The sequence below is a fragment of the Pseudomonas sp. StFLB209 genome (genome assembly GCF_000829415.1).
In the GTDB taxonomy this organism is placed as follows: Bacteria; Pseudomonadota; Gammaproteobacteria; order Pseudomonadales; family Pseudomonadaceae; genus Aquipseudomonas.
This window is the reverse complement of sequence record NZ_AP014637.1, coordinates 1,833,728-1,857,113: the sequence shown is the minus strand read 5'-3', so window position 1 is coordinate 1,857,113 and position 23,386 is coordinate 1,833,728. Positions and strand designations below refer to the sequence as shown.

The following is a 23,386-nucleotide window of genomic DNA, read 5'->3' as shown; positions in this document are numbered from 1 at the left end:
GGCAAGGGACTAGACCATGCATTTCACCATTCAACGCGAAGCCTTGTTGAAACCTCTGCAATTGGTCGCCGGCGTAGTCGAACGCCGTCAGACCTTGCCGGTGCTTTCCAACGTGCTTCTGGTCGTCGAAGGCCAGCAACTGTCGCTGACCGGTACTGACCTGGAAGTAGAGCTGGTTGGCCGCGTCCAGCTGGAAGAGCCTGCCGAGCCGGGTGAGATCACCGTACCGGCGCGCAAGCTGATGGATATCTGCAAGAGTCTGCCTAACGACGCGCTCATCGATATCAAGCTTGATGACGCCAAACTGCTGGTCAAGGCTGGCCGTAGCCGTTTTACGCTTTCTACGCTGCCAGCCAATGATTTCCCGGCGGTGGAAGAAGGCCCTGGCTCGCTGACTTTCCAGTTGGTGCAGAGCAAGGTACGCCGTTTGATCGAACGCACCAGCTTTGCCATGGCTCAGCAGGATGTTCGTTACTACCTCAATGGCATGTTGCTGGAAGTCAGCACCGGCATCCTGCGTGCCGTGGCCACCGACGGTCACCGCCTGGCCATGTGCTCGATGGCAGCAGAGATCGGTGAGACCGAGCGTCACCAGGTCATCGTGCCACGCAAAGGCATTCTGGAGATGGCGCGCCTGCTCACCGAGCAGGATGGTCTGGTCAGCATCGTTCTTGGCCAGCACCACATCCGTGCGACCACCGGCGAGTTCACCTTCACGTCCAAACTGGTCGATGGCAAGTTCCCGGATTACGAGCGCGTGCTGCCCAAGGGTGGTGACAAGCTGGTACTGGGTGACCGTCAGGCATTGCGCGAAGCGTTCAGCCGTACGGCGATTCTTTCCAACGAGAAGTATCGTGGCATCCGCCTGCAGCTGGCAGCCGGTCAGTTGAAGATTCAGGCCAACAACCCTGAGCAGGAAGAAGCCGAAGAAGAGATCAGCGTGGAGTACAACGGCAGTGCGCTGGAGATTGGCTTCAACGTCAGCTACCTGCTCGATGTGCTGGGTGTCATGACCACTGAACAGGTTCGTCTGATCCTTTCCGACTCCAACAGCAGCGCGCTGGTGCAGGAATCGGATAACGATGACTCTGCCTATGTCGTCATGCCGATGCGTCTGTAACTGACCCCAGACTCAGTCGATGTCTCTCAGCCGCGTCTCGGTCACCGGGGTGCGCAATCTGCACCCGGTGACCTTCTCCCCCTCCGCACGTATCAACATCCTTCACGGCGCCAATGGCAGCGGCAAGACCAGCGTGCTGGAAGCCATTCACCTGCTGGGTCTGGCTCGCTCGTTTCGCAGCACCCGGCTGCTTCCGGTCATTCAATACGAGCAACCCAATTGCACGGTTTTTGGTCAGGTCGAACTGGCTGAAGGTGGCCATAGCAACCTGGGTATCTCTCGTGATCGGCAAGGGGAATTTCAGATTCGTATTGATGGTCAGAATGCGCGCAGCACAGCGCAACTGGCCGAAACTCTGCCCTTACAGTTGATCAATCCGGACAGCTTTCGCCTGCTTGAGGGCGCACCGAAGATACGTCGGCAGTTTCTCGATTGGGGAGTGTTCCACGTGGAACCTCGCTTTATGGCCACTTGGCAGCGCCTGCAGAAAGCCCTGCGGCAGCGAAACTCGTGGCTGCGGCGTGGTACACTTGACACCGCTTCGCAAGCAGCATGGGACAGGGAACTGTGCCTGGCCAGTAACGAGATCGATGAATTCCGGCGTGCCTATATCAAGGCACTCAAACCGGTCTTTGAAAAGACATTGAGCGATCTTGTCGAGTTGGAAGGTCTGACCCTCAGCTATTACCGCGGGTGGGACAAAGAGAAAGAGCTGAGCACGGTGCTCGCCGCCTCTTTGCACCGCGACCAGCAGATGGGCCATACCCAGGCCGGCCCGCAACGAGCAGATCTGCGCCTGAGGCTGGGCGCTCACAACGCGGCAGACATTCTCTCCCGCGGACAGCAAAAGCTGGTGGTCTGCGCTTTACGGATTGCCCAAGGACACCTGGTTAGCCAGGCGCGCCGAGGCCAGTGCATCTATCTGGTAGATGATTTGCCATCTGAATTGGATGACCAGCATCGCCGTGCACTTTGCCGCTTGCTGGAAGACTTACGCTGCCAGGTGTTCATCACCTGTGTAGATCACGAATTATTGAGCGAAGGCTGGCAAACGGAAACGCCAGTTGCTTTGTTCCACGTGGAACAAGGTCGTATCACCCAGACCCACGACCATCGGGAGTGATTGCATGAGCGAAAACCAAACGTACGACTCCTCCAGTATCAAGGTACTGAAAGGACTGGATGCCGTACGCAAGCGTCCCGGGATGTACATCGGCGATACGGACGATGGCAGCGGTCTGCACCACATGGTATTCGAGGTGGTTGATAACTCGATCGACGAAGCGCTGGCTGGCCATTGCGACGACATCAGTGTGATCATCCATCCGGACGAGTCTATTACCGTACGCGACAACGGTCGCGGTATTCCGGTAGACGTCCACAAAGAAGAAGGCGTTTCGGCAGCAGAGGTCATCATGACCGTGCTTCACGCCGGCGGTAAGTTCGACGACAACTCCTACAAGGTTTCCGGCGGCCTGCACGGTGTGGGTGTGTCGGTGGTTAACGCCCTGTCCGAAGTACTGCAGCTGACCGTCCGCCGCAGCGGCAAAATCTGGGAGCAGACCTACGTCCACGGTGTTCCACAAGAGCCGATGAAAATCGTCGGTGAAAGTGAAACCACCGGCACCCAGATCCACTTCAAGCCTTCGGCTGAGACCTTCAAGAACATCCACTTCAGTTGGGACATTCTCGCCAAACGTATTCGCGAGCTGTCGTTTCTGAACTCCGGCGTGGGTATCGTCCTCAAGGACGAGCGCTCCGGCAAGGAAGAACTGTTCAAATATGAAGGCGGCCTGCGTGCTTTCGTTGAATACCTGAACACCAACAAGAGCACCGTGAACCAGGTCTTCCATTTCAACGTCCAGCGCGATGATGGCGTGGGCGTTGAGGTTGCGTTGCAGTGGAACGACAGCTTCAACGAGAACCTGTTGTGCTTCACCAATAACATCCCGCAACGCGACGGCGGTACTCACCTGGTGGGTTTCCGTTCGGCCCTGACGCGCAACCTGAACAACTATATCGAGCAGGAAGGTCTGGCCAAGAAACACAAGGTCGCGACCACCGGTGACGATGCCCGTGAAGGCCTGACCGCGATCATCTCGGTCAAGGTGCCGGATCCGAAGTTCAGTTCGCAGACCAAAGACAAGCTGGTTTCGTCCGAGGTTAAAACCGCGGTGGAACAGGAGATGGGCAAGTACTTCTCTGACTTCCTGCTGGAAAACCCCAACGAAGCCAAGGCTGTCGTGGGCAAGATGCTCGATGCTGCCCGTGCCCGTGAAGCGGCGCGCAAGGCCCGTGAGATGACTCGCCGCAAGGGCGCGCTGGACATCGCCGGCCTGCCGGGCAAACTGGCCGACTGCCAAGAGAAAGACCCTGCCCTTTCCGAACTGTACCTGGTGGAGGGTGACTCTGCGGGTGGCTCGGCCAAACAAGGTCGTAACCGCAGGACCCAGGCAATCCTGCCGCTCAAGGGCAAGATCCTCAACGTCGAGAAAGCACGTTTCGACAAGATGATCTCGTCGCAGGAAGTCGGCACGCTGATCACCGCACTGGGCTGCGGTATCGGCCGCGAAGAGTACAACATCGACAAGCTGCGTTATCACAACATCATCATCATGACCGATGCTGACGTCGACGGTTCGCACATCCGTACCCTGCTGTTGACGTTCTTCTTCCGTCAGTTGCCAGAGCTGATCGAGCGCGGCTATATCTACATCGCTCAGCCGCCGCTGTACAAGGTCAAGAAAGGCAAGCAAGAGCAGTACATCAAAGACGACGACGCCATGGAAGAATACATGACCCAGTCGGCTCTGGAAGATGCCAGCCTGCACCTCAGCGAATCAGCACCGGGTATTTCCGGCGAGGCGCTGGAGCGCCTGGTCAATGAGTTCCGTGGGGTGATGAAGACCCTCAAGCGCTTGTCGCGCCTGTACCCTCAGGAGTTGACCGAGCACTTCATCTACCTGCAGGCAGTGTCGCTGGAGCAGCTCTCGGATCACGCCGCGATGCAAGCCTGGCTGGGCAAGTTCGAAGAACGTCTGCGCTCTGTCGAGAAGTCGGGTCTGGTCTACAAGGCCAGCTTGCGCGAAGACCGTGAGCGCAATATCTGGCTCCCGGAAGTCGAGCTGATCTCGCATGGTCTGTCGAGCTATGTCACCTTCAACCGTGACTTCTTCGGCAGCAATGACTACAAGAGCATCACGACCCTGGGCGCGCAGATCAGCTCGCTGCTGGATGAAGGCGCCTACGTGCAACGGGGTGAGCGCAAGAAGCCAGTGACCGAGTTCAAGGATGCCCTGAACTGGCTGATGACCGAGAGCACCAAGCGCCACACCATCCAGCGCTATAAAGGATTGGGCGAGATGAACCCGGACCAGCTGTGGGAAACCACCATGGACCCGACTGTCCGTCGCATGCTCAAAGTGACGATCGAAGACGCCATCGCGGCGGACCAGATCTTCAACACCCTGATGGGCGACGCGGTGGAGCCACGCCGGGACTTCATCGAAAGCAACGCACTGGCGGTCGCCAACCTCGACTTCTGAGGCTTGGCGCTGTTGGCCCATGCTTGTGATGGGCACTTGAAAAGCCCCCGACAGCAACGCTGTCGGGGGCTTTTTGCTGCTGGAGCGCAGGCATCATGCTCTCGCGCCTCTCGGGACACCGACGGGCACACAGGCTAGGCCGTGCTACCCTCTGTCTTTAGCTGGTCTTGTGTCAGCTCGGCAGGTCATGCACCACGCCTCCCCGGCTTGCCCGGCGCCGCATGGGTTCAAGGATGAAAGATGCATGACTGACTGTTCCTCTGCTATTCGGATGTTGGAGCGTGTGCGATGACCCCGGCTTCCAGTCTTAACCGGCGTATCCTGATCATCGACGATACACCCTCGATTCACGGTGATTTTCGCAAGATCCTCTGCCCTCGCAACGAGGCCGCAGATGATCTGGCCCAAGCCGAAGCGCTTCTGTTTGGCAGCCCCAATACTTCCGAGCGTGCATCGGAGTTTGAACTCGACAGCGCTTATCAGGGCCAGGAGGCCCTCGCTCTGGTGGAGCAGGCGCTGGCTGCCGGGCGTCCTTATGCCCTGGCCTTCATCGATATGCGCATGCCGCCCGGTTGGGATGGTCTGCAGACCCTTGAGCATCTATGGCAGGTCGACTCACGTTTACAGGTGGTGCTGTGCACAGCCTACTCGGACTACTCTCTGGAAGAGATGACTGGTCGGGTCGACATGGGCGACCGGCTGCTGATCCTCAAGAAGCCTTTCGATCCTATCGAAATCGTGCAGATGGCCAGGGCCATGACGGTCAAGTGGCAGATGACCGAAGAGGCGCAGCGCAAGATGAACCTGCTGGAGCAAGCGGTGCAGGAGCGAACGCGGGACTTGTCCGATGCCAATATCATCGTGCAGAACAGCCCGACCATCCTCTACCGGCTACGTGGCCAGCCGTCATTTCCGCTGATGTACATCTCGCACAACATCACCAAGTTCGGTCACCAGCGCGCTGCATTGCTGGCCTCAGCCGACTGGACACAGACGCTGATACATCCCGAGGACCAGGACAAGGTCAATGAGGCCATGGGCTGGGTTCTTGATAAAGGCGCCCAAGGGGCTTCCATTGAGTTCCGGCTGCGGACCGGCTCCGATGACTATCGCTGGGTCGAGAATCGCTATGTGCCGGTGCGTGACAACAGCGGCAGGCTGCTGGAGATCGAAGGCATCATTATTGATATCACCGAGCGCAAGCAGGCCGAAGAAAAGATCTCGCAGCTGGCGCGTATCGATGGCCTGACCGGCATCGCCAACCGGGCGACTCTGATGGAGCGTCTGCGCTATGCGTTTGCGGCTGCTGAGCGCGGTGCGATGTCGTTCGCGGTGTTCTATCTGGATCTCGATCACTTCAAACGCATCAACGACACCCTCGGACACGTGGTGGGTGATTTGCTGTTACGGGAAACGGCTCGACGTCTGAGCGAATGCACCCGGGAGAGCGATCTGGTGGCGCGTCTGGGCGGCGATGAGTTTGCCATCCTGCAACTGGAGATGGGCGATCCAGCCAATGCGGCTGCGTTGGCCATGAAGCTCAACAGTCGCCTGATGCAGCCTTATCATCTGGATGGCCATGACCTGTATGTGTCGTCCAGCATCGGCATCAGTACCTATGCGCCAGGCTGTGCCAGCGCCGAGAGCTTGCTGAGCCAGGCTGATATGGCGTTGTACCGCTCCAAGGAAACCGGCCGTAATCGGTATCACTTCCACTCGGAAGACATCAATGAGGAGCTCAGCAGCCGGATTACCTTGATTGCCGAGCTCAAGCAGGCGCTGATCCGCGAAGAACTTGAGCTGTACTACTTGCCGGAGATCGACCTGCAGACCGGCGCCATTCTGGGGATGGAAGCCTTGCTGCGCTGGCACCACCCGGTTCGCGGTTTACTCGATGCCGGCGAGTTTGTATCGGCAGCGGAAAAGGCCGGCACCATCGTGGCGGTCGGGCAATGGGTACTTAACCAGGCCTGCAAGCAGATGCGCGAATGGCAGCAGCGGCAGATCGCGCCACCGGTAATATCCATCAACCTGTCGCTGACCCAGCTCAAGCGTGGTAGCGAGTTCGTCAGTGAAGTGATCCAGACCATCAATTGTTGGCAGCTACAGCCATCGGATCTTGAGCTGGATGTCACCGAGGCCACTCTGGCGCACACCAAGTGGACCCATAACGACGTGCTCCCGAAACTGCGCGAGTTGGGTATCAAGATCGCTATTGATGACTTTGGTACTGATTACTCGTCTTTCGATTATCTGAAGACCTTCCGGGTCAACCGGCTCAAACTTGCACCGATCTTTGTGACCCATGCACGGGATGATTTTCACAGCGCGATCACTCTGCGGACCATCATCAACTTTGCCAACGAAGTCGGCATCGGAGTGATCGCTGAAGGCGTGGAGACGCTGGAACAGAGAAACGCGTTGATCTCCACCGGCTCGACCGTCGCCGCTCACGGCTATTACTTCAGTGAGGCCGTGAACAGCGAGCATGCCGGTGAGCTATTAGCCGAGGGCCATATCAACCTTGAGTGATGGGCAGTGCCAAGGTGAAGGATGCCCCTTTGCCCTGCCCCTCGCTGCGAGCGGTCAGGCTGCCGCCCATGTCCCTGGCGGCGAGGACGCAACTGTGCAGGCCAAACCCGTGGCCCGACGCTCGAGTGGTGAAGCCATGTTCGAAGACTCGGGCAAGGTTCTCCTCGCGAATGCCTTCACCGTTATCTGCTACCTCGATCTTGATCTCGGCCTCATCGGCCTCCATCCGCAATACGATTTGGCTGGGGTGATCCTTGACCGGTTCGAGGGCTTGCTTGGCATTATTGATGAGGTTGACGAGAATCTGCAGGACCTTGTGCTTGTCGAGATTGATCTCTGGAACGTCGCGGAAGTCCTTGACCAAGGTGATGGTGTGGCGGGCCAGTGACACATCACAGATGCGCACCACGTCCTCGATCAGGTCGCGCAACTGCACCGGTTCCATGAAGCTGGAACTGCCTGCGTAAGACTGCTGGGTGGCGACGATATCCTTGATGTGGTCGATGCTTTTGGTCAGCAGCGCAAGTTCATCGAGCAGGCTCTGTTGTTCGGCTTCCATGGCTTCGGCCAGCTTGTTCAGATAGCCCGGCAGCATCTGCCCTTTCGGGTCGTGGCTCATGAAATCGCCCAGGTCATGAGTATGCTCATTGAGCAGTTGCACCACCTTCGAGACGCCCTGGCCTTTCGAGCCACGAATCTTTTCCCGCAGCACCTGCGCCGAGACATTCACGCTGTTAAGCACATTGCCGACGTTGTGCAGGACGTTGGTGGCGATCTCCGCCATGCCCGCCTGGCGTGCAGTGGCGATCAGTTCGGCCTGGGTTGCGCGCAGCTCTTCATTGACCTTGGCCAGTTGTGACGGGCTGGGAATCTTCAACGCCAGCGGTATCAGCTTGATCAGCATAATGGCCGTAAGCAGCGATGCCGTCGCAGTGATGACCTTGATGAAAGCGGAGATCCAGTAATACGGATACCAGATGGTGATGATCTCCATCACATGGGTCGCGCCGCAGGCCAGGATGAACACACCGAAACAGACGAATATCCAGTCGAAGGGAATGTCCTTGCGCTTACGGATGAAGTACAGCAAGGCAAACGGAATACTGATGTAACTCAGGGTGATCAGGCTGTCGGACAACACGTTGGCCCACAGCAAGTCGGGCCGCCAGAAATAGCAGTGACCGTGGGGCATGAACCGGTCATCGGTCAGCATGTTGAAGAGATCATTCATGGTGCGACTTCCTCACTGGACCAAGGGGGACGGCCAGGTGGTGGGCAGGATGATGGCGGGAGTCTAGCCTAGCAAAGCCCGAGATGTTGTCCTGCTCTGTCCAGAGCACGGAATGTTCCACGTGAAACACTGGGTGCAGCAGGCAGACGAAGAACCCCGGCAGCAGGCGGCTGTCAGGGTCCTATATCTGAACAGGGTGGAGGCTGAAACCGGTTTAGAATCTGTAACTGGCGGTCACCTGGATATTGCGCGGGTCGCCGTAGAATGCAGTTGGCCAGCTGGAGGTGTTCTGGGAGATCGTCTGGTAGTACTTCTTGTAGAAGACATTGTTCAAACCAAAACGCAGATCCAGGTGCTCGGAAGCTTTGTAGCCGGCATTGAGATCGACAATGTAGTAGGCAGCCTGCTCGATTTCATAGCCCACCCCTGCCGTAGTGCCTTTGTTAAAAATCGAGCTTTGAGCATACAGGCTGCCGTCTACGCGCCAGCGTTCCCACTGATTGGGGAGCTTATACATGGTGCTGAGCTTGAACTGGTGGCGTGGCACGTCGGTGTCGAATAGATCACCTCGCTCGAACACTCCCGAATCTTTACCGAGCTGGCGCGAAAAGCCCCTTCCTTCAGGTGGGGGATGAAAGCGCCACCGCGAAGCGGTCATAGGGATTAAAATCCACAAAACCGCCCCTATTCTGTATTTCATTACTGAAATGAAAGCGACCAAAACCCTCAAGATTCGAGTGCGAGACAAGCACGCAGCGCAGCTGAGTGAAGCTTCTCGTGCTGTGAATTTTGTGTGGAACTACGTAAACGAGTTGAGCTGTCGCTCGATTCGTGAGCACGGTCGTTTTCTGTCGGCGTTCGACATTCACAAGTACACCAACGGGGCCGAACCCTGCACCAGTCCCGTGGCTCCCCTGGTAACTTCCACCCGGTCGTACATCGCCAGGTTGGCAGGTGTGATAGCGTCTGCCGCAGTCCCCAGTAAGGTCGGCAGTCCGTCATACAATAGGCTGTTGATCTGAAAGCCACGCGCGTAAAAGGTGTAGCGCTCCGGGCCGATCTTCTGCATCGTCAGCCCTGGAGTCTTGCTGATAGCCTCCTGCACAGTGGTCAGGCTGGCGTCATCCATCTGCTGGCGTGTCACGACACTCACCGATTGAGGTGTCTCACGCATTGTTAACGCCAGTTTCGTAGCGGTTTGCATTGAGCCGGTGGTGTAGGACCCCGTGTTCTCGGTGGTCGCCCCCAGCCCTCGAGCGTTGATATCGGTCGCGCCCAAGACAACCGCATCGCCCGCCTCTATCACCTTTTGCAGCGTGTAATTGCCGCCGCTATTGATCGCTTGCAATCCGGTATCTGCCAACAGCTTTGCCAGCCCTTCCCTTACCCCATAGCTGCCATTAAGCCCCGGACTGCGCTTGCCTGCCGTTAACGTCCCGTCAACGGAAAGCAATATCCCCGACTCGCTGGCAAAGCGATTAAGCACCTGATCCAGGCTGCCGGCCGCAATTGCATAGCATAGGTACGGCTCTGCTGCTGTTGCGCCGGCGCTGTGCTGGCGGCCCACGCAGGTAGCGCCGGTACACCGGCCAACAGGCTGGCAACCAGGGCGTGACGGATCGAAAGGCTGAGTCTGGAGCGCGGTGTGGCGGGCAAGTACAGCATTCTGATTATTTCCCCCTTGAGAATGCTTGGTTATTGATTTCAAGAGGTATCCCGAGCGAGGCGGGAAAACCGACAAGCCGGGATCGATAATTTTATAAGCTGCGCAGCGCACGGGGTGTTCGGTCAGTATCGCGGTCCTACGGTTACCCAATAGGCTCTCAGGCGCTGGACCTTGACCGGCAGCGATTGCTGCAGCGCCAGCAGCACCCGGTCGGTATCGTCCAAGGGGAACACGCCGGTCAGTGGCAGTGCAGCGACCGCCGGGTCGCAACGCAGCACGCCGGGACGGTGGCGCGACAGCTCGTGAAGAAACTGGCCGAGGGGCACACGCTCGGCAACAAGGCGGCCCTGAGTCCAGGCAATGGCATTGGGATCCGCGCGATCGAGCGGCCCCATTTGTTCGGCGTTGAACCAGCGCTGTTGTCCTGCCTGTAGACGAGCGGCCGGGGCGTGTCGGGGACGCAGCTCCAGTTCGCCTTCGAACAGTTCGACACGGCTGCCGCCAGCCACTTCATACACAGAGAAGCGCGTGCCCAGCGCCTGGATCTCGCCGACGACGGTTTCCACTATCAATGGCCGGTACTCCAGCCAAGGTGCCTTGCAAGCGTTCAAACCGTTGCCAGGCGCGGCGGTGTTCGGCGTCGGCGGCCTGCCATTCGATGAAGCGCTGGTGCTGCTCTGCATCGAGTTCGCCATTCCAGTGCAGCATCAACCAGTGGCTGGCCTGCTCGACGATGGCCGGGGCAATCGGCGCTTCCTGGCCGTGGCTCATTCGGCGTACAGCACCTGATAACAGGCATTGATGGCGCGCAGCATGTACTTCTGTACGGAGCTGACGCTGACCTGCAGGCGTTCGGCAATCTGCGCATAATCCAGCCCCTCGAAGCGCGACAGCACAAATGCCTCGCGAACCTTGCCTAGCATGCTGTCGAGCATCTGGTCGATCTGTATCAGGGTTTCGATGATCATGGCCCGGGTTTCCAGGCTCGGCGACTCCGGTTCCGCCAGCCCGGCGATGCTTTGCAGGTAGGCCTGCTCGATACGTTGGCGGCGCCACTGGTCGATCACCAGATTGCGGGCGATCTGCGCCAGATACATGCGCCCCTCCCCCCATTCCGGGCATCCGCCGGGTGACCAGCAGGCGCAGGAACGTATCCTGAGCGATATCGGCCGCCTGTTCACGGTCACCCAGGCGCTGACGCAGCCAGCTTTGCAGCGAGCCATGATGATCGCGATATAGGGTGTCGAGTGGCGAGGTTTCCATACGCACCGGCCTGTCCATTCTGGATGCATTTAAGAATTGATCGCAATTCAATTGCGCTGATGCTGAATAGATCAATCGTGATGGAAATGACCCGGATGAGACGCATAAAAAAACCGGCGCCTTGAGAGGCGCCGGTTCAATCAGGAAAAAACTTATGCACGTTTTCAGCTCACTGATGACTTATAGAAATAAGCATGTAAATCAGTGAGTTATTGAAAATATTCGCGAGTTTCAGAAAATTCGCACACAGGTTATCCACAATTTCAGGCAGGCACTTTTTCTTCGCCTGTCAGCGGTGTGGCGGGGGAGCCCAGAGCACGCTGGGTGGCCTCGTTCCAGGCCTGAACCCGCTCATTGAGCTCGGCAATGGCGCGTGGGCCCGTACCTTCAGCCTGCATCGGGGCACCGATCACCAGCTCGATGGTGCCCGGCGTTTTGCCCCAGCCATCACGAGGCCAGAACTTGCCGGCGTTGTGGGCAATCGGCAGGACCGGCAGGCCGGCATTGACTGCCAGCGAGGCTCCGCCACGAGTGAACTTGCCAACCTTGCCGTAGGGCACGCGAGTGCCTTCCGGGAAGATCAGTACCCAGACCTTGTCCTTGAGCAGTTCGTCACCCTTCTTGGCGATGTGCTTGAGCGCCGCCTTGGGGTTGTCGCGGTCAATGGCGATCGGGCGCAGCATGGCCATCGCCCAGCCGAAGAACGGCACGTACAGCAGTTCGCGCTTGAGTACCTGGCTCAGTGGCGAGAAGTACGCCGACAGGAAAAAGGTTTCCCAGGTGCTCTGGTGGTTGGAGATGATCACGCAGGGCGTTTCAGGCACATGCTCCTGGCCGGAGACCTTGACCTTGATGCCCAGGATGCTGCGCACCAGCAGCAGGGCGAAGCGGCACCAATACACGTTGATGAAGCGGTAGCGCTGTTTGAACGGCAGGAACGGCGCAACGAAAAAGCTCAGCGAACACCACAGCAAGGCACTGCCGCCGAGGCACAGGTAAAAGATAAAGATCCTGATGGTCTGAATGATCGACATGCTGACGTTTACCTAGCGGGCAGCGGCCCGTTCATTGCGCGTGTGATGAAGAATGCCGGAGGCAGGTCTCAGCCAGCACGGGTGTGGATAAGTTGCCTGGCAACCGCCGCCAGGTCATCGAAAACCAGCGTGCCGGCCGGGAGCTGGCCGTCTATCGTTCTTTGCCCCTTGCCGGTCAATACCAGCACCGGTTGAGCTTCGACGGCCAGCGCCGCCTGCAGGTCACCCTTGCTGTCGCCCACGAACCACAGGCCTTTGAGGTCTGCGCCATAGTGCCGGGAAATGGTGTGCAGCATGCCCGGCAGTGGCTTGCGACAATCGCAACCGGCATCCGGGCCATGTGGACAATAGACGATCAAGCCAACCTCGCCGCCCTGCTCGGCCACCCGCTTGCGCAATTGCGCGTGCATGGCGTCCAGGGTGGCCAGGTCGTAATAACCTCGGGCAATACCGGACTGGTTGGTGGCAACCGCCACCGTCCAGCCGGCCTTGCTCAGTTCTGCGATGGCCTCGATCGAGCCGGGAATGGGGATCCACTCCTGCACCGACTTGATGTAGGCGTCGGAGTCCTGATTGATCACCCCGTCACGATCGAGAATCAGCAGTTTCACTGTTTACTCCTCAGCCCAGCAGCGAGATATCAGCCACGCCCAGGAACAGGCCGCGCAGACGCGCCAGCAGCGCGTAGCGGTTGGCCCGCACGTTGGCGTCTTCGGCATTGACCATCACCGCTTCGAAGAACGCATCGACCGGCTCGCGCAGGTTGGCCAGACGGGTCAGCGCTTCGTTGTACTTACGCTCGGCGGCCATTGGCTGCACGGCGTGATCGGCTTGTTGAATGGCCGAGTACAGGGAGAACTCGTTGGCGTTGTCGAAGTACTTCGGCTCGATGGTCGAGGCAACCTTGCCCTCGGCCTTGCTCAGCAGGTTCGATACCCGCTTGTTCACCGCTGCCAGCGCGGCAGCCTGCGGCAGTTTGCGGAACGCCTGAACGGCTTGTACACGCTGGTCGAAGTCGAGTGCCGAACCCGGTTGCAGGGCACGTACCGAGAGGTACACCGCCACTTCGATGCCTTCGTCTTCATAACGCGCACGCAGCCGGTCGAAGATGAACTCCAGAACCTGATCGGCGAGGCCTGCGGCCTTGACCTTGGCGCCGAACTGGCCGACGGCGTATTTCACGGTGTCGATCAGGTCCAGGTCGAGTTGTTTCTCGATCAGGATGCGCAGGATGCCCAAGGCCGCACGACGCAGCGCGTAAGGGTCTTTGCTGCCGGTCGGCAGCATGCCGATACCGAAGATGCCGACCAGGGTGTCGAGCTTGTCGGCGATGGCCACTGCCGCGCCGGTCAGGGTCGACGGCAGTTCAGCGCCGGCGCCACGTGGCATGTACTGCTCGTTCAGCGCCAGGGCCACATCGTGCGGCTCACCGTCGTGTTTGGCGTAGTAGTAACCGGCAATGCCCTGCATTTCCGGGAACTCGCCGACCATCTCGGTGGACAGGTCGCACTTGGACAGGATACCGGCACGTGCCGCACGCTGAGCATCGCCGCCGATGCGCGGGGCGATGTAGGCAGCCAGTTTCGAAACCCGCTCGGCCTTGTCGTAGACGCTGCCCAGTTGGGCCTGGAACACCACGTTTTTCAGACGCTCGTTGAAGCTTTCGAGCTTCTGCTTCTTGTCCTGCTTGAAGAAGAACTCGGCGTCGGTCAGGCGTGGACGCACGACCTTCTCGTTACCGTGGACGATTTGCGACGGGTCTTTGCTTTCGATGTTGGCCACGGTGATGAAGCGCGGCAGCAGCTTGCCTTCGGCGTCCAGCAGGCAGAAGTACTTCTGGTTGTCCTGCATGGTGGTGATCAGCGCTTCCTGAGGCACTTCCAGGAAGCGCTCTTCGAAGGAGCAGACCAGCGGCACCGGCCATTCGACCAGGCCGGTCACTTCGTCGAGCAGGGCTGGCGGCACGATGGCGGTGCCTTGCTGCTGGGCAGCCAGTTCTTCAACACGCTTGCTGATGATCTGCCGACGCTCGTTGGCGTCAGCCAGTACGTATGCGGCACGCAGGTCGGTCAGGTAGCCGGCCGGCGAGCTGATACGCACATCTTCCGGGTGATGGAAGCGGTGGCCACGGGACAGACGGCCAGCGGTCTGGGCCAGAATCGTGCAATCGACGACCTGGTCACCAAACAGCATCACCAGCCACTGGGTCGGACGCACGAACTCTTCCTTGCGCGCGGCCCAGCGCATGCGCTTGGCGATCGGCAGGTCGTTGAGCGAATCTTCGACGATGGTTGGCAGCAGCGAAGTGGTCGGCTTGCCCGCGATGTTCTGCACAAAGCGCAGCTTGGCGCCGCTCTGGTCGATCTCGGCCAGATCCACCCCGCACTTCTTGGCAAAGCCAAGTGCGGCCTGGGTCGGGTTACCTTCGGCGTCGAACGCAGCCTGGCGCGGCGGGCCGTCCAGATTCACGCTGCGGTCCGGTTGCTGGCTGGCAAGACCTGTGACCAGTACCGCCAGGCGGCGTGGTGCGGCGTAGACCTGGCTGGCACTGTAGGTCAGGCCAGCGGCCTGCAGGCCCTTTTCGATGCCGGCCAGAAATGCATCGGCCAGGCTGCCCAGAGTCTTGGGTGGCAGTTCTTCGGTGCCCAGTTCAACCAGAAAATCTTGAGCACTCATTGTGCAGCCTCCAGCTTGGCCAATACTTCGTCGCGCAGATCAGGTGCCGCCATCGGGAAGCCCAGCTTGGCCCGCGATTGCAGGTAAGCCTGGGCCACGGCGCGGGCCAGGGTACGCACGCGCAGAATGTACTGCTGACGTGCCGTCACCGAGATTGCCCGGCGGGCGTCGAGCAGGTTGAAGGTGTGCGACGCCTTGAGCACCATTTCATAGCTCGGCAGCGGCAGCTCCAGACCGATCAGGCGCTGGGCTTCACCTTCATAGAAATCGAACAGCTCGAACAGCTTGTCGACGCTGGCGTGTTCGAAGTTGTAGGTCGATTGCTCCACTTCGTTCTGGTGGAACACATCGCCATAGGTGACCTTGCCGAACGGACCGTCGGCCCAGACCAGATCGTAGACCGAGTCCACGCCCTGCTGGTACATGGCCAGACGCTCCAGACCGTAGGTGATCTCGCCGGTTACCGGGTAGCACTCGATACCGCCGACCTGCTGGAAGTAGGTGAATTGCGAAACTTCCATGCCGTTGAGCCAGATTTCCCAGCCCAGCCCCCAGGCGCCCAGCGTCGGCGACTCCCAGTTGTCCTCGACGAACCGTACGTCATGCACCAGCGGATCGAGGCCGATGTGCTTGAGCGAGCCCAGGTACAGCTCCTGGAAGTTGTCGGGGTTGGGCTTGAGCACCACCTGGAACTGGTAGTAGTGCTGCAGGCGGTTGGGGTTTTCACCATAACGGCCGTCGGTAGGGCGGCGGCTCGGCTGAACGTAGGCGGCGTTCCAGGTCTCCGGGCCTACGGCGCGCAGAAACGTGGCGGTGTGGAAAGTACCGGCGCCCACTTCCATATCGTAGGGCTGAAGCACCACACAACCTTGATCGGCCCAGTATTGCTGGAGGGCGAGGATCAAGTCTTGGAAGGTACGCACGGCTGGCGTAGGCTGGCTCACAAAATTCACCTGTGCTGGGCTGCGATTCGAAAGGGCGGGAGTATACCCGATTCGTTCGTGGATCGGCCTGTGGGAGGTTTATGACACGCTGCTTTTGGTGCAATGAAGACCCGCTGTATATCGCTTATCACGATCACGAATGGGGCGTGCCACTGCGCGATGCGCAGAAGTTGTTCGAACTGCTGTTGCTCGAAGGGTTCCAGGCCGGATTGTCATGGATCACGGTCCTGAAAAAACGCGCCCGTTACCGCGAGGTGATGTTCGGTTTCGATGTGCAGCAACTGGCCGACATGAGCGATGAGTACATCGAGCAGTTGATGCAGGAGCCGGGCATCATTCGCAACCGCCTCAAGCTCAACGCCGCCCGGCGCAACGCCCGCGCCTGGTTGCAACTGGACGATCCGGTCGCCTTGCTCTGGTCATTCGTCGGTGGCGTGCCCAAGGTCAATCACTTCAAGGATCGCAGCGAGGTGCCGGCGATTACCGCCGAGGCCGAAGCGATGAGCAAGGCGCTGAAGAAAGCCGGCTTCACCTTTGTCGGCCCGACCATCTGCTACGCCTACATGCAGGCCAGCGGCATGGTCATGGATCATACGACCGATTGTGATCGCTATCGGGCGCTGACGGGTACAATGGCCGGCTGAAATCAGGAGAGTGACTCGTGGAAAAATTCAAAGGCGCCCTGATGGTCGGGGCGTTGCGCCTGTTTGCCCTGCTGCCCTGGCGTGCCGTACAAGCGGTAGGCTCGACGATTGGCTGGCTGATGTGGAAGCTGCCCAACCGCTCGCGTGACGTGGTGCGCATCAACCTGACCAAGTGTTTCCCAGAGCTGAACGACGTCGAGCGCGAGCAGCTGGTCGGTCGCAGCCTGATGGACATCGGCAAGACCCTGACCGAAAGCGCCTGTGCGTGGATCTGGCCGGCGCAAAAATCCATTGACCTGGTGCGCGAGGTCGAAGGTCTGGATGTCCTCAAGGATGCCTTGGCTTCAGGCAAGGGCGTTGTGGGTATCACCAGCCATCTGGGCAACTGGGAAGTGCTCAATCACTTCTATTGCAGCCAGTGCAAACCGATCATTTTCTACCGGCCGCCCAAGCTCAAGGCGGTGGATGAACTACTGCGCAAGCAACGTGTACAGCTGGGCAACCGGGTTGCGCCGTCGACCAAGGAAGGCATCCTCAGCGTCATCAAGGAAGTGCGCAAGGGCGGCCAGGTGGGCATTCCCGCCGACCCGGAGCCGGCTGAATCGGCGGGTATCTTCGTGCCGTTTTGCGGCACTGTAGCCCTGACCAGCAAGTTCGTGCCCAACATGCTCGCCGGCGGTAAAGCGGTCGGCGTATTCCTGCACGCCATGCGCCTGCCGGATGGCTCAGGCTACAAGGTGGTGCTCGAAGCCGCCCCTGAGGCGATGTACAGCACCGACACCGAAACCGCTGCGGCGGCGATGAGCCAGGTGGTGGAAAAGTACGTACGCGCCTACCCGAGCCAGTACATGTGGAGCATGAAACGCTTCAAGAAACGCCCGCCTGGCGAGGCACGCTGGTATTGATGAACCAGTGACAGATTTGCCCCGTAGGAGCTGCTTTAGCAGCGAGAGGGCTTCGCGGCTGAAGCCGCTCCTACGGTTCTCAAAAAGGCCAACGCACCCCCTGTCCCGACAACACCAGCGACGATCTCCCCGGAAAGATCGACGCCCAGAAAAGCATTGGCTGCCGCTACGCCCAACAATGCTCCAGAGAGAGAACCAGACGCACGGTTTTGAAACTTGATCTCGTGGCAGTACCGGCCTTGAAAAGGTAAGGGAATTGGCGTGTACCCTACCAAATTGCATCTACAGGACGTCTCTGGTTCTTGCGTATGAAATTTCCTGGCTATCAGAAAAAACTCAATCCCACCTGAAACAGCCGCTCGGCATCGCGGATGTATTTCTTGTCCACCAGGAACATGATCACGTGGTCGCCCGATTCGATCACGGTGCTGTCGTGGGCGATGAGTACTTCTTCGTCGCGAATGATCGCGCCGATGGTGGTGCCGTTGGGCAGGTTGATGTCCTTGATGGCGCGGCCAATCACCTTGCTCGACTTGGCATCACCGTGGGCCACCAGTTCAATGGCTTCTGCTGCGCCGCGGCGCAATGAATGCACGCTGACGATATCGCCACGGCGCACGTGGGCCAGCAGGGTGCCGATGGTGGCGAGCTGCGGGCTGACCGCGATGTCGATTTCGCCGCCCTGCACCAGGTCGACATAGGCCGGGTTGTTGATCAGGGTGATGACGGTGCGCGCGCCCATGCGTTTGGCCAGCAGCGACGACATGATGTTGGCTTCGTCATCGTTGGTCAGGGCCAGGAACAGGTCGGTGTCGCCGATGTTCTCTTCCATCAACAGGTCGCGGTCTGACGAGCTGCCTTGCAACACCACGGTGCTGTTGAGATTTTCCGAAAGGTAGCGGCAGCGCGCCGCGCTCATCTCGATGATCTTGACCTGATAGCGGCTTTCAATGGCTTCGGCCAGGCGTTCGCCGATGTTGCCGCCGCCGGCGATGACGATGCGTTTGTAGTTCTCGTCGAGCCGGCGCATCTCGCCCATCACCGCGCGAATGTCGGCCTTGGCGGCGATGAAAAACACCTCATCGTCGGCTTCGATCACCGTGTCGCCCTTGGGCAGGATCGGCCGGTCACGGCGGAAGATCGCTGCCACGCGGGTTTCGACGTTGGGCATGTGCGCCTTGAGCTGACGCAGTTGCTGGCCGACCAGCGGCCCGCCGTAGTAGGCCTTGGTCGCTACCAGTTGCGCCTTGCCTTCACCGAAGTCGATCACCTGCAAGGCGCCGGGCTGTTCGATCAGACGCTTGATGTAATGAGTCACCACCTGCTCGGGGCTGATCAGCACGTCCACCGGAATGGCGTCGTTGTCGAACAGCTCGCCGCGGGTCAGGTAGGCTGACTCGCGGACCCGGGCAATCTTGGTCGGGGTATGAAACAGGGTGTAGGCCACCTGGCAGGCAACCATGTTGCACTCATCGCTGTTGGTGACCGCCACCAGCATGTCGGCATCGTCGGCGCCGGCCTGGCGCAGCACGGTCGGAAACGAGCCCTTACCCTGCACGGTGCGGATATCCAGGCGGTCGCCCAGATTGCGCAGGCGGTCGCCGTCGGTGTCGACCACGGTGATGTCGTTGGCTTCGCTGGCCAGGTGTTCGGCCAGCGTGCCGCCAACCTGCCCTGCACCGAGGATGATGATTTTCAACCTTTAACTCCTGAGAGTCTGGATCTGTGTAGGAGCGGCTTCAGATGCGAAGGCGCCACTCCTATATATGAGGTGTCGTCCGTTCAGCTGCGATCTTGATCAGTTTTGCGTAATAGAAACCATCATGCCCACCCTCTTGAGCCAGCAACTGGCGACCATGCGGTTGCTTGATGCCTGCCGCTGGCTGGCCTTGCTGGCCGGCGATGTCCAGTTCGCGGGCACCCGCTGTGCGGGCCAGAAACGCGCCGATGACGTCGGTGTTTTCGGTCGGCAGGGTCGAACAGGTCGCGTACAGCAGGATGCCGCCCACTTCCAGGGTCGGCCACAGCGCATCGAGCAGTTCGCCCTGCAGCGTAGCCAGGGCCGGGATATCGTCGGCCTGGCGGGTCAGTTTGATGTCCGGGTGACGGCGGATCACGCCGGTGGCCGAGCACGGGGCGTCGAGCAGGATGCGCTGGAACGGTTTGCCGTCCCACCATTGCGCAGTGTCGCGGCCGTCGGCGGCGATCAGCTCGGCATCGAGGCCCAGGCGGTCAAGGTTCTCGCGCACCCGTACCAGCCGCTTGGCTTCCAGATCGACGGCGACCACACCAGCCAGATCTGCCTGGACTTCCAGCAGGTGGCAGGTCTTGCCGCCCGGTGCGCAGCAGGCGTCCAGTACCCGTTGCCCCGGCGCCAGTTGCAGCAGGTCGGCGGCCAATTGGGCGGCTTCATCCTGCACGCTGATCCAGCCCTCGGCAAAGCCCGGCAGATTGCGCACGTCGGTGGCCTCGGCAAGCACGATACCGTCCTGGCTGAACTGGCAGGGCTGCGCCTCGATCGCGGCGGCCTTGAGCAGCTCCAGATACCCGGCCCGGTCGTGATGGCGGCGGTTGACCCGCAGGATCATCGGCGGGTGGGCATTGTTCGCCGCGCTGATGGCTTCCCATTGTTCTGGCCAGGCGGCTTTCAGGGCTTTTTGCAGCCAGCGCGGGTGGGCGGTACGCACCACCGGGTCGTGTTCCAGTTCAGCCAGCAGCGCCTGACCTTCGCGCTGGGCACGGCGCAGTACCGCGTTGATCAGGCCCTTGGCCCAGGATTTTTTCAGCTTGTCGGCGCAGCCCACGGTCTCACCGATGGCGGCATGTGCCGGGATCCGGCTGTAGAACAGCTGGTACAGACCGATCAGCAGCAATGCCTCGACATCGGCATCGGCGGCCTTGAAGGGCTTTTGCAGCAATTTGGCGGCCAGTGCCGACAGGCGCGGTTGCCAGCGGGCGGTGCCGAAGGCCAGGTCCTGGGTCAGGCCACGGTCACGCGGCTCGACCTTGTCCAATTGCGCGGGCAGCGAACTGTTCAGCGATGCCTTGCCACTGATCACGGCGGCAAGGGCTTTGGCGGCAGCCAGACGCGGGTTCATTGGCCCAGTACCGTACCGGTGGCGAATTTCTCGCGGCGGCTGTTGAACAGGTCAGCGAAGTTCAGCGCTTTGCCGCCCGGCAGTTGCAGGCGGGTCAGGCGCAGCGCCTGCTCACCACAGGCAACCAACAGGCCGTCCTTGCTGGCGTCGAGGATGGTGCCCGGCACGCCGCTGCCATCGGCCAGGCTGGCAGCCAGCACCTTGAGGGCTTCGCCAGCTAGGGTGCTGTGGCAGATCGGCCAGGGATTGAACGCACGGATCAGACGCTCCAGCTCAATGGCCGGGCGGCTCCAGTCCAGGCGTGCTTCATCCTTGTTCAGTTTGTGGGCATAGGTGGCCAGGCTGTCGTCCTGGACTTCGCCGGTCAGCGAGCCGTCTGCCAGGCCGGCAATCGCTTGCAGCACGGCAGGTGGGCCGAGTTCGGCCAGACGGTCATGCAGGCTGCCGCCGGTGTCGTCGGCGCTGATCGGGGTGACGCTCTTGAGCAGCATGGGACCGGTATCAAGGCCTGCCTCCATGCGCATCACCGTGACCCCGCTTTCGGCGTCACCGGCCTGCACGGCGCGCTGGATCGGCGCCGCACCGCGCCAACGCGGCAGCAGTGAGGCGTGGCTGTTGATGCAGCCCAGACGCGGGATATCCAGCACCACTTGCGGCAGGATCAGGCCATAGGCGACCACCACCATCAGGTCGGGCTGCAGCGCGGCCAGTTCGGCCTGGGCCTGGGCATCACGCAGCGTCGGTGGCTGCAGCACGGGCACGTTGTGCTGCTGGGCCAACTGCTTGACCGGGCTGGGCATGAGCTTTTGCCCACGGCCGGCCGGGCGGTCGGGCTGGGTATAGACCGCCACGATCTGATAAGGGCTGTCGAGCAGGGCCTTGAGGTGTTCGGCGGCAAATTCCGGGGTGCCGGCGAAGACGATGCGCAGTGGCTCAGTCATGGGCTTCTCGTTCCATAAAAAAAGCAAAAGGCCCGTGACAGGCCTTTTGGTGAGTGACAACGGATCAGGCTTTCTGTTTGTGCTGTTTTTCCAGCTTCTTCTTGATCCGGTCACGCTTGAGGGTCGACAGGTAGTCCACGAACAGCTTGCCGTTGAGGTGGTCGCACTCGTGCTGGATGCACACCGCCAGCAGGCCTTCGGCGATCAACTCGTAAGGCTGGCCGTCACGGTCAAGGGCCTTGACCCGGACCCGCAGCGGGCGGTCGACGTTTTCGTAGAAGCCGGGCACCGACAGGCAGCCTTCCTGATACTGGCCCATGTCTTCGCTGAGGGTTTCAAGCTCCGGGTTGATGAAGACCTGCGGCTCGCTGCGGTCTTCGCTCAGGTCCATGACCACTATGCGCTTGTGGACGTTGATCTGGGTGGCTGCCAGACCGATGCCAGGTGCTTCGTACATGGTTTCAAACATGTCGTCGATCAACTGGCGGATGGCGTCGTCCACGACCGTCACCGGCTTGGCGATGGTGCGCAGGCGCGCATCGGGGAATTCGAGAATGTTTAGGATGGCCATATACGTAAGTGCTGCACTGATAGGGTAAAGTCAGGACTGGCTGCCAGGCGCGGAACGCCTTTTCTCCACTGCGCCTGACACGAATCAGAACACGGCTGTGGGCGTGCGCCAGGAGGCGGGTTCAGGTCGTCTTCCAGTCAAGCGATGCCACATGATAAAGGGATTCACCGCATGAGGAAAACACTACTCGCCCTGCTGCTGTTGACAGCCACTGGTCTGGTGCAGGCGCAAGTGCAACTCAGGGATGGCCATCCACAGAGTTACACCGTTACAGCCGGTGACACGCTGTGGGACATTTCCGGTAAATTTCTGCGTGAGCCATGGCGCTGGAAAGAGATCTGGCGCGCCAACCCCGGTATTCAGGATCCTGACCTGATCTACCCCGGCGACACCCTGAGCCTTACTTATGTCGACGGCAAGCCGCAGGTGGTGCTGGGGCGCGGCGAATCGCGTGGCACGGTCAAGCTTTCGCCACGGGTGCGCAGCTCACCGACTGTCGAGGCCATCCCCAGCATCCCGTTGGGTGCGATCAACGCTTTTCTGCTCAGCAACCGGATCGTCAACAGCGCTGATCAGTTCCGCCAGGCGCCGTACATCGTCGCCGGTAATGCCGAGCGGGTGCTCAGTGGTCAGGGCGACCGGATCTACGCCCGTGGCGAGCTGGACAATACCCACACCATCTACGGCATCTTTCGCCAGGGCAAGGTCTACACCGACCCTGAGACCAAGGAAATTCTCGGCATCAATGCCGACGATATCGGCAGTGGCGAAGTGGTCGCCAGCGAAGGCGACATCTCAACCCTGGTCATGCAGCGCTCGACCCAGGAAGTGCGCCTTGGTGACCGGCTGTTCGCCAGCGAAGAGCGGCCGATCAACTCGACCTTCATGCCCACTGCGCCCGCCTCGACCATCGACGGGCTGATCATCGATGTGCCTCGCGGCGTGACGCAGATCGGCGTCAACGACGTGGTGACCCTCGACAAGGGCCGTCTGGATGGCCTGGCAGAAGGCAATGTGCTGGCGATCTACAAAACCGGCGAACACGTGCGCGACCGGATCACCGGCGGGCAGGTGAAAATTCCGGACGAGCGGTCCGGGTTGCTGATGGTGTTCCGCACCTATGACAAGCTCAGTTACGCCTTGGTCCTGCACGCCAACCGGTCGTTGAGCATCATGGACAAGGTACGTAATCCCTGATTCTGCACAGCCTGTATGG

Annotated in this window: 18 protein-coding genes and 2 pseudogenes; 7 read left to right on the top strand and 13 right to left on the bottom strand. The window is 60.1% G+C overall.

Features of this window, described 5'->3' with window-relative positions; genetic code table 11:
- Positions 1-16 precede the first annotated feature (16 nt).
- The 4 genes from dnaN (at position 17) to PSCI_RS08620 (ending at position 7,197) form a co-directional block, all read left to right on the top strand.
- Positions 17-1,120: a DNA polymerase III subunit beta gene (gene dnaN / locus PSCI_RS08635; protein WP_045485312.1), complete on the top strand. Its 1,104-nt coding sequence runs from the start codon at positions 17-19 to the stop codon at positions 1,118-1,120.
- 19 nt (positions 1,121-1,139) lie between these two features.
- A complete protein-coding gene (gene recF, locus PSCI_RS08630; RefSeq protein ID WP_045485309.1) occupies positions 1,140-2,243 on the top strand; it encodes a DNA replication/repair protein RecF in 1,104 nt (367 codons plus the stop codon).
- 4 nt (positions 2,244-2,247) lie between these two features.
- Complete coding sequence (gene gyrB / locus PSCI_RS08625; protein ID WP_045485306.1) at positions 2,248-4,665, top strand: DNA topoisomerase (ATP-hydrolyzing) subunit B; 2,418 nt, start codon at positions 2,248-2,250, stop codon at positions 4,663-4,665.
- A 288-nt stretch (positions 4,666-4,953) separates the two neighbouring features.
- Positions 4,954-7,197, top strand: a complete 2,244-nt coding sequence (locus PSCI_RS08620) for a putative bifunctional diguanylate cyclase/phosphodiesterase (RefSeq protein WP_045485303.1) — start codon at positions 4,954-4,956, stop codon at positions 7,195-7,197.
- Here the strand turns inward: PSCI_RS08620 and PSCI_RS08615 are convergent.
- The 9 genes and pseudogenes from PSCI_RS08615 to glyQ form a co-directional block, all read right to left on the bottom strand.
- Complete coding sequence (locus tag PSCI_RS08615) at positions 7,184-8,428, bottom strand: sensor histidine kinase (protein ID WP_045485300.1); 1,245 nt, start codon at positions 8,426-8,428, stop codon at positions 7,184-7,186. The two genes, PSCI_RS08620 and PSCI_RS08615, sit on opposite strands and share 14 nt — an antisense overlap.
- Positions 8,429-8,642: 214 nt before the next feature.
- On the bottom strand, positions 8,643-9,008 hold the full coding sequence (locus PSCI_RS08610) for a TonB-dependent receptor domain-containing protein (RefSeq protein ID WP_045485297.1): 366 nt from the start codon (positions 9,006-9,008) through the stop codon (positions 8,643-8,645).
- A 285-nt stretch (positions 9,009-9,293) separates the two neighbouring features.
- On the bottom strand, positions 9,294-10,136 hold the full coding sequence (locus PSCI_RS08605) for a TonB-dependent receptor (protein ID WP_158497585.1): 843 nt from the start codon (positions 10,134-10,136) through the stop codon (positions 9,294-9,296).
- 80 nt (positions 10,137-10,216) lie between these two features.
- Positions 10,217-10,865 (bottom strand): annotated as a pseudogene (locus tag PSCI_RS08600) (DUF4880 domain-containing protein).
- Positions 10,862-11,357 (bottom strand): annotated as a pseudogene (locus PSCI_RS08595) (sigma-70 family RNA polymerase sigma factor). The pseudogenes PSCI_RS08600 and PSCI_RS08595 overlap by 4 nt, the downstream one beginning before the upstream one ends.
- A 263-nt stretch (positions 11,358-11,620) precedes the next feature.
- On the bottom strand, positions 11,621-12,391 hold the full coding sequence (locus PSCI_RS08590) for a lysophospholipid acyltransferase family protein (RefSeq protein WP_045485291.1): 771 nt from the start codon (positions 12,389-12,391) through the stop codon (positions 11,621-11,623).
- A 68-nt stretch (positions 12,392-12,459) separates the two neighbouring features.
- Complete coding sequence (gene gmhB / locus PSCI_RS08585; RefSeq protein ID WP_045485290.1) at positions 12,460-13,002, bottom strand: D-glycero-beta-D-manno-heptose 1,7-bisphosphate 7-phosphatase; 543 nt, start codon at positions 13,000-13,002, stop codon at positions 12,460-12,462.
- Between the two features lie 10 nt (positions 13,003-13,012).
- Positions 13,013-15,067, bottom strand: a complete 2,055-nt coding sequence (gene glyS, locus PSCI_RS08580) for a glycine--tRNA ligase subunit beta (RefSeq protein ID WP_045485288.1) — start codon at positions 15,065-15,067, stop codon at positions 13,013-13,015.
- On the bottom strand, positions 15,064-16,011 hold the full coding sequence (gene glyQ, locus PSCI_RS08575; RefSeq protein ID WP_045485286.1) for a glycine--tRNA ligase subunit alpha: 948 nt from the start codon (positions 16,009-16,011) through the stop codon (positions 15,064-15,066). Before glyQ ends, glyS begins: the two co-directional genes overlap by 4 nt.
- An 80-nt stretch (positions 16,012-16,091) precedes the next feature.
- On the opposite strand from glyQ, the gene PSCI_RS08570 reads away from it, so the two are divergent.
- Complete coding sequence (locus PSCI_RS08570; RefSeq protein WP_045485284.1) at positions 16,092-16,655, top strand: DNA-3-methyladenine glycosylase I; 564 nt, start codon at positions 16,092-16,094, stop codon at positions 16,653-16,655.
- A 17-nt stretch (positions 16,656-16,672) separates the two neighbouring features.
- On the top strand, positions 16,673-17,560 hold the full coding sequence (locus PSCI_RS08565) for a lysophospholipid acyltransferase (RefSeq protein WP_045485282.1): 888 nt from the start codon (positions 16,673-16,675) through the stop codon (positions 17,558-17,560).
- 325 nt (positions 17,561-17,885) lie between these two features.
- On the opposite strand, the gene trkA is transcribed toward PSCI_RS08565, so the two are convergent.
- The 4 genes from trkA to def all read right to left on the bottom strand — a co-directional run bounded on the left by trkA (position 17,886) and on the right by def (position 22,170).
- Positions 17,886-19,259: a Trk system potassium transporter TrkA gene (gene trkA / locus PSCI_RS08560; protein ID WP_045485280.1), complete on the bottom strand. Its 1,374-nt coding sequence runs from the start codon at positions 19,257-19,259 to the stop codon at positions 17,886-17,888.
- Between the two features lie 61 nt (positions 19,260-19,320).
- Positions 19,321-20,658 carry a 16S rRNA (cytosine(967)-C(5))-methyltransferase RsmB gene (rsmB, locus tag PSCI_RS08555; protein ID WP_045485277.1) on the bottom strand — a complete coding sequence of 446 codons (1,338 nt, stop codon included), beginning with the start codon at positions 20,656-20,658 and terminating at the stop codon, positions 19,321-19,323.
- On the bottom strand, positions 20,655-21,599 hold the full coding sequence (gene fmt, locus PSCI_RS08550; RefSeq protein ID WP_045485274.1) for a methionyl-tRNA formyltransferase: 945 nt from the start codon (positions 21,597-21,599) through the stop codon (positions 20,655-20,657). Before fmt ends, rsmB begins: the two co-directional genes overlap by 4 nt.
- Positions 21,600-21,663: 64 nt before the next feature.
- A complete protein-coding gene (gene def / locus PSCI_RS08545; protein ID WP_045485271.1) occupies positions 21,664-22,170 on the bottom strand; it encodes a peptide deformylase in 507 nt (168 codons plus the stop codon).
- 171 nt (positions 22,171-22,341) lie between these two features.
- Between def and PSCI_RS08540 the strand changes: the two genes are divergently transcribed.
- Entirely contained in the window at positions 22,342-23,367 is a 1,026-nt protein-coding gene (locus PSCI_RS08540; RefSeq protein WP_045494048.1) for a LysM peptidoglycan-binding domain-containing protein, read from the top strand.
- The last annotated feature ends 19 nt before the right edge of the window (positions 23,368-23,386 follow it).

Coding starts and splice junctions, on each gene's coding strand:
- gyrB (WP_045485306.1), top strand. CDS start 2,248: ATGAGCGAAAACCAAACGTACGACTCCTCCAGTATCAAGGTACTGAAA.
- rsmB (WP_045485277.1), bottom strand. CDS start 20,658: ATGAACCCGCGTCTGGCTGCCGCCAAAGCCCTTGCCGCCGTGATCAGT.
- PSCI_RS08590 (WP_045485291.1), bottom strand. CDS start 12,391: ATGTCGATCATTCAGACCATCAGGATCTTTATCTTTTACCTGTGCCTC.
- fmt (WP_045485274.1), bottom strand. CDS start 21,599: ATGACTGAGCCACTGCGCATCGTCTTCGCCGGCACCCCGGAATTTGCC.
- def (WP_045485271.1), bottom strand. CDS start 22,170: ATGGCCATCCTAAACATTCTCGAATTCCCCGATGCGCGCCTGCGCACC.
- PSCI_RS08540 (WP_045494048.1), top strand. CDS start 22,342: ATGAGGAAAACACTACTCGCCCTGCTGCTGTTGACAGCCACTGGTCTG.
- PSCI_RS08620 (WP_045485303.1), top strand. CDS start 4,954: ATGACCCCGGCTTCCAGTCTTAACCGGCGTATCCTGATCATCGACGAT.
- dnaN (WP_045485312.1), top strand. CDS start 17: ATGCATTTCACCATTCAACGCGAAGCCTTGTTGAAACCTCTGCAATTG.
- PSCI_RS08615 (WP_045485300.1), bottom strand. CDS start 8,428: ATGAATGATCTCTTCAACATGCTGACCGATGACCGGTTCATGCCCCAC.
- recF (WP_045485309.1), top strand. CDS start 1,140: ATGTCTCTCAGCCGCGTCTCGGTCACCGGGGTGCGCAATCTGCACCCG.
- PSCI_RS08570 (WP_045485284.1), top strand. CDS start 16,092: ATGACACGCTGCTTTTGGTGCAATGAAGACCCGCTGTATATCGCTTAT.
- glyS (WP_045485288.1), bottom strand. CDS start 15,067: ATGAGTGCTCAAGATTTTCTGGTTGAACTGGGCACCGAAGAACTGCCA.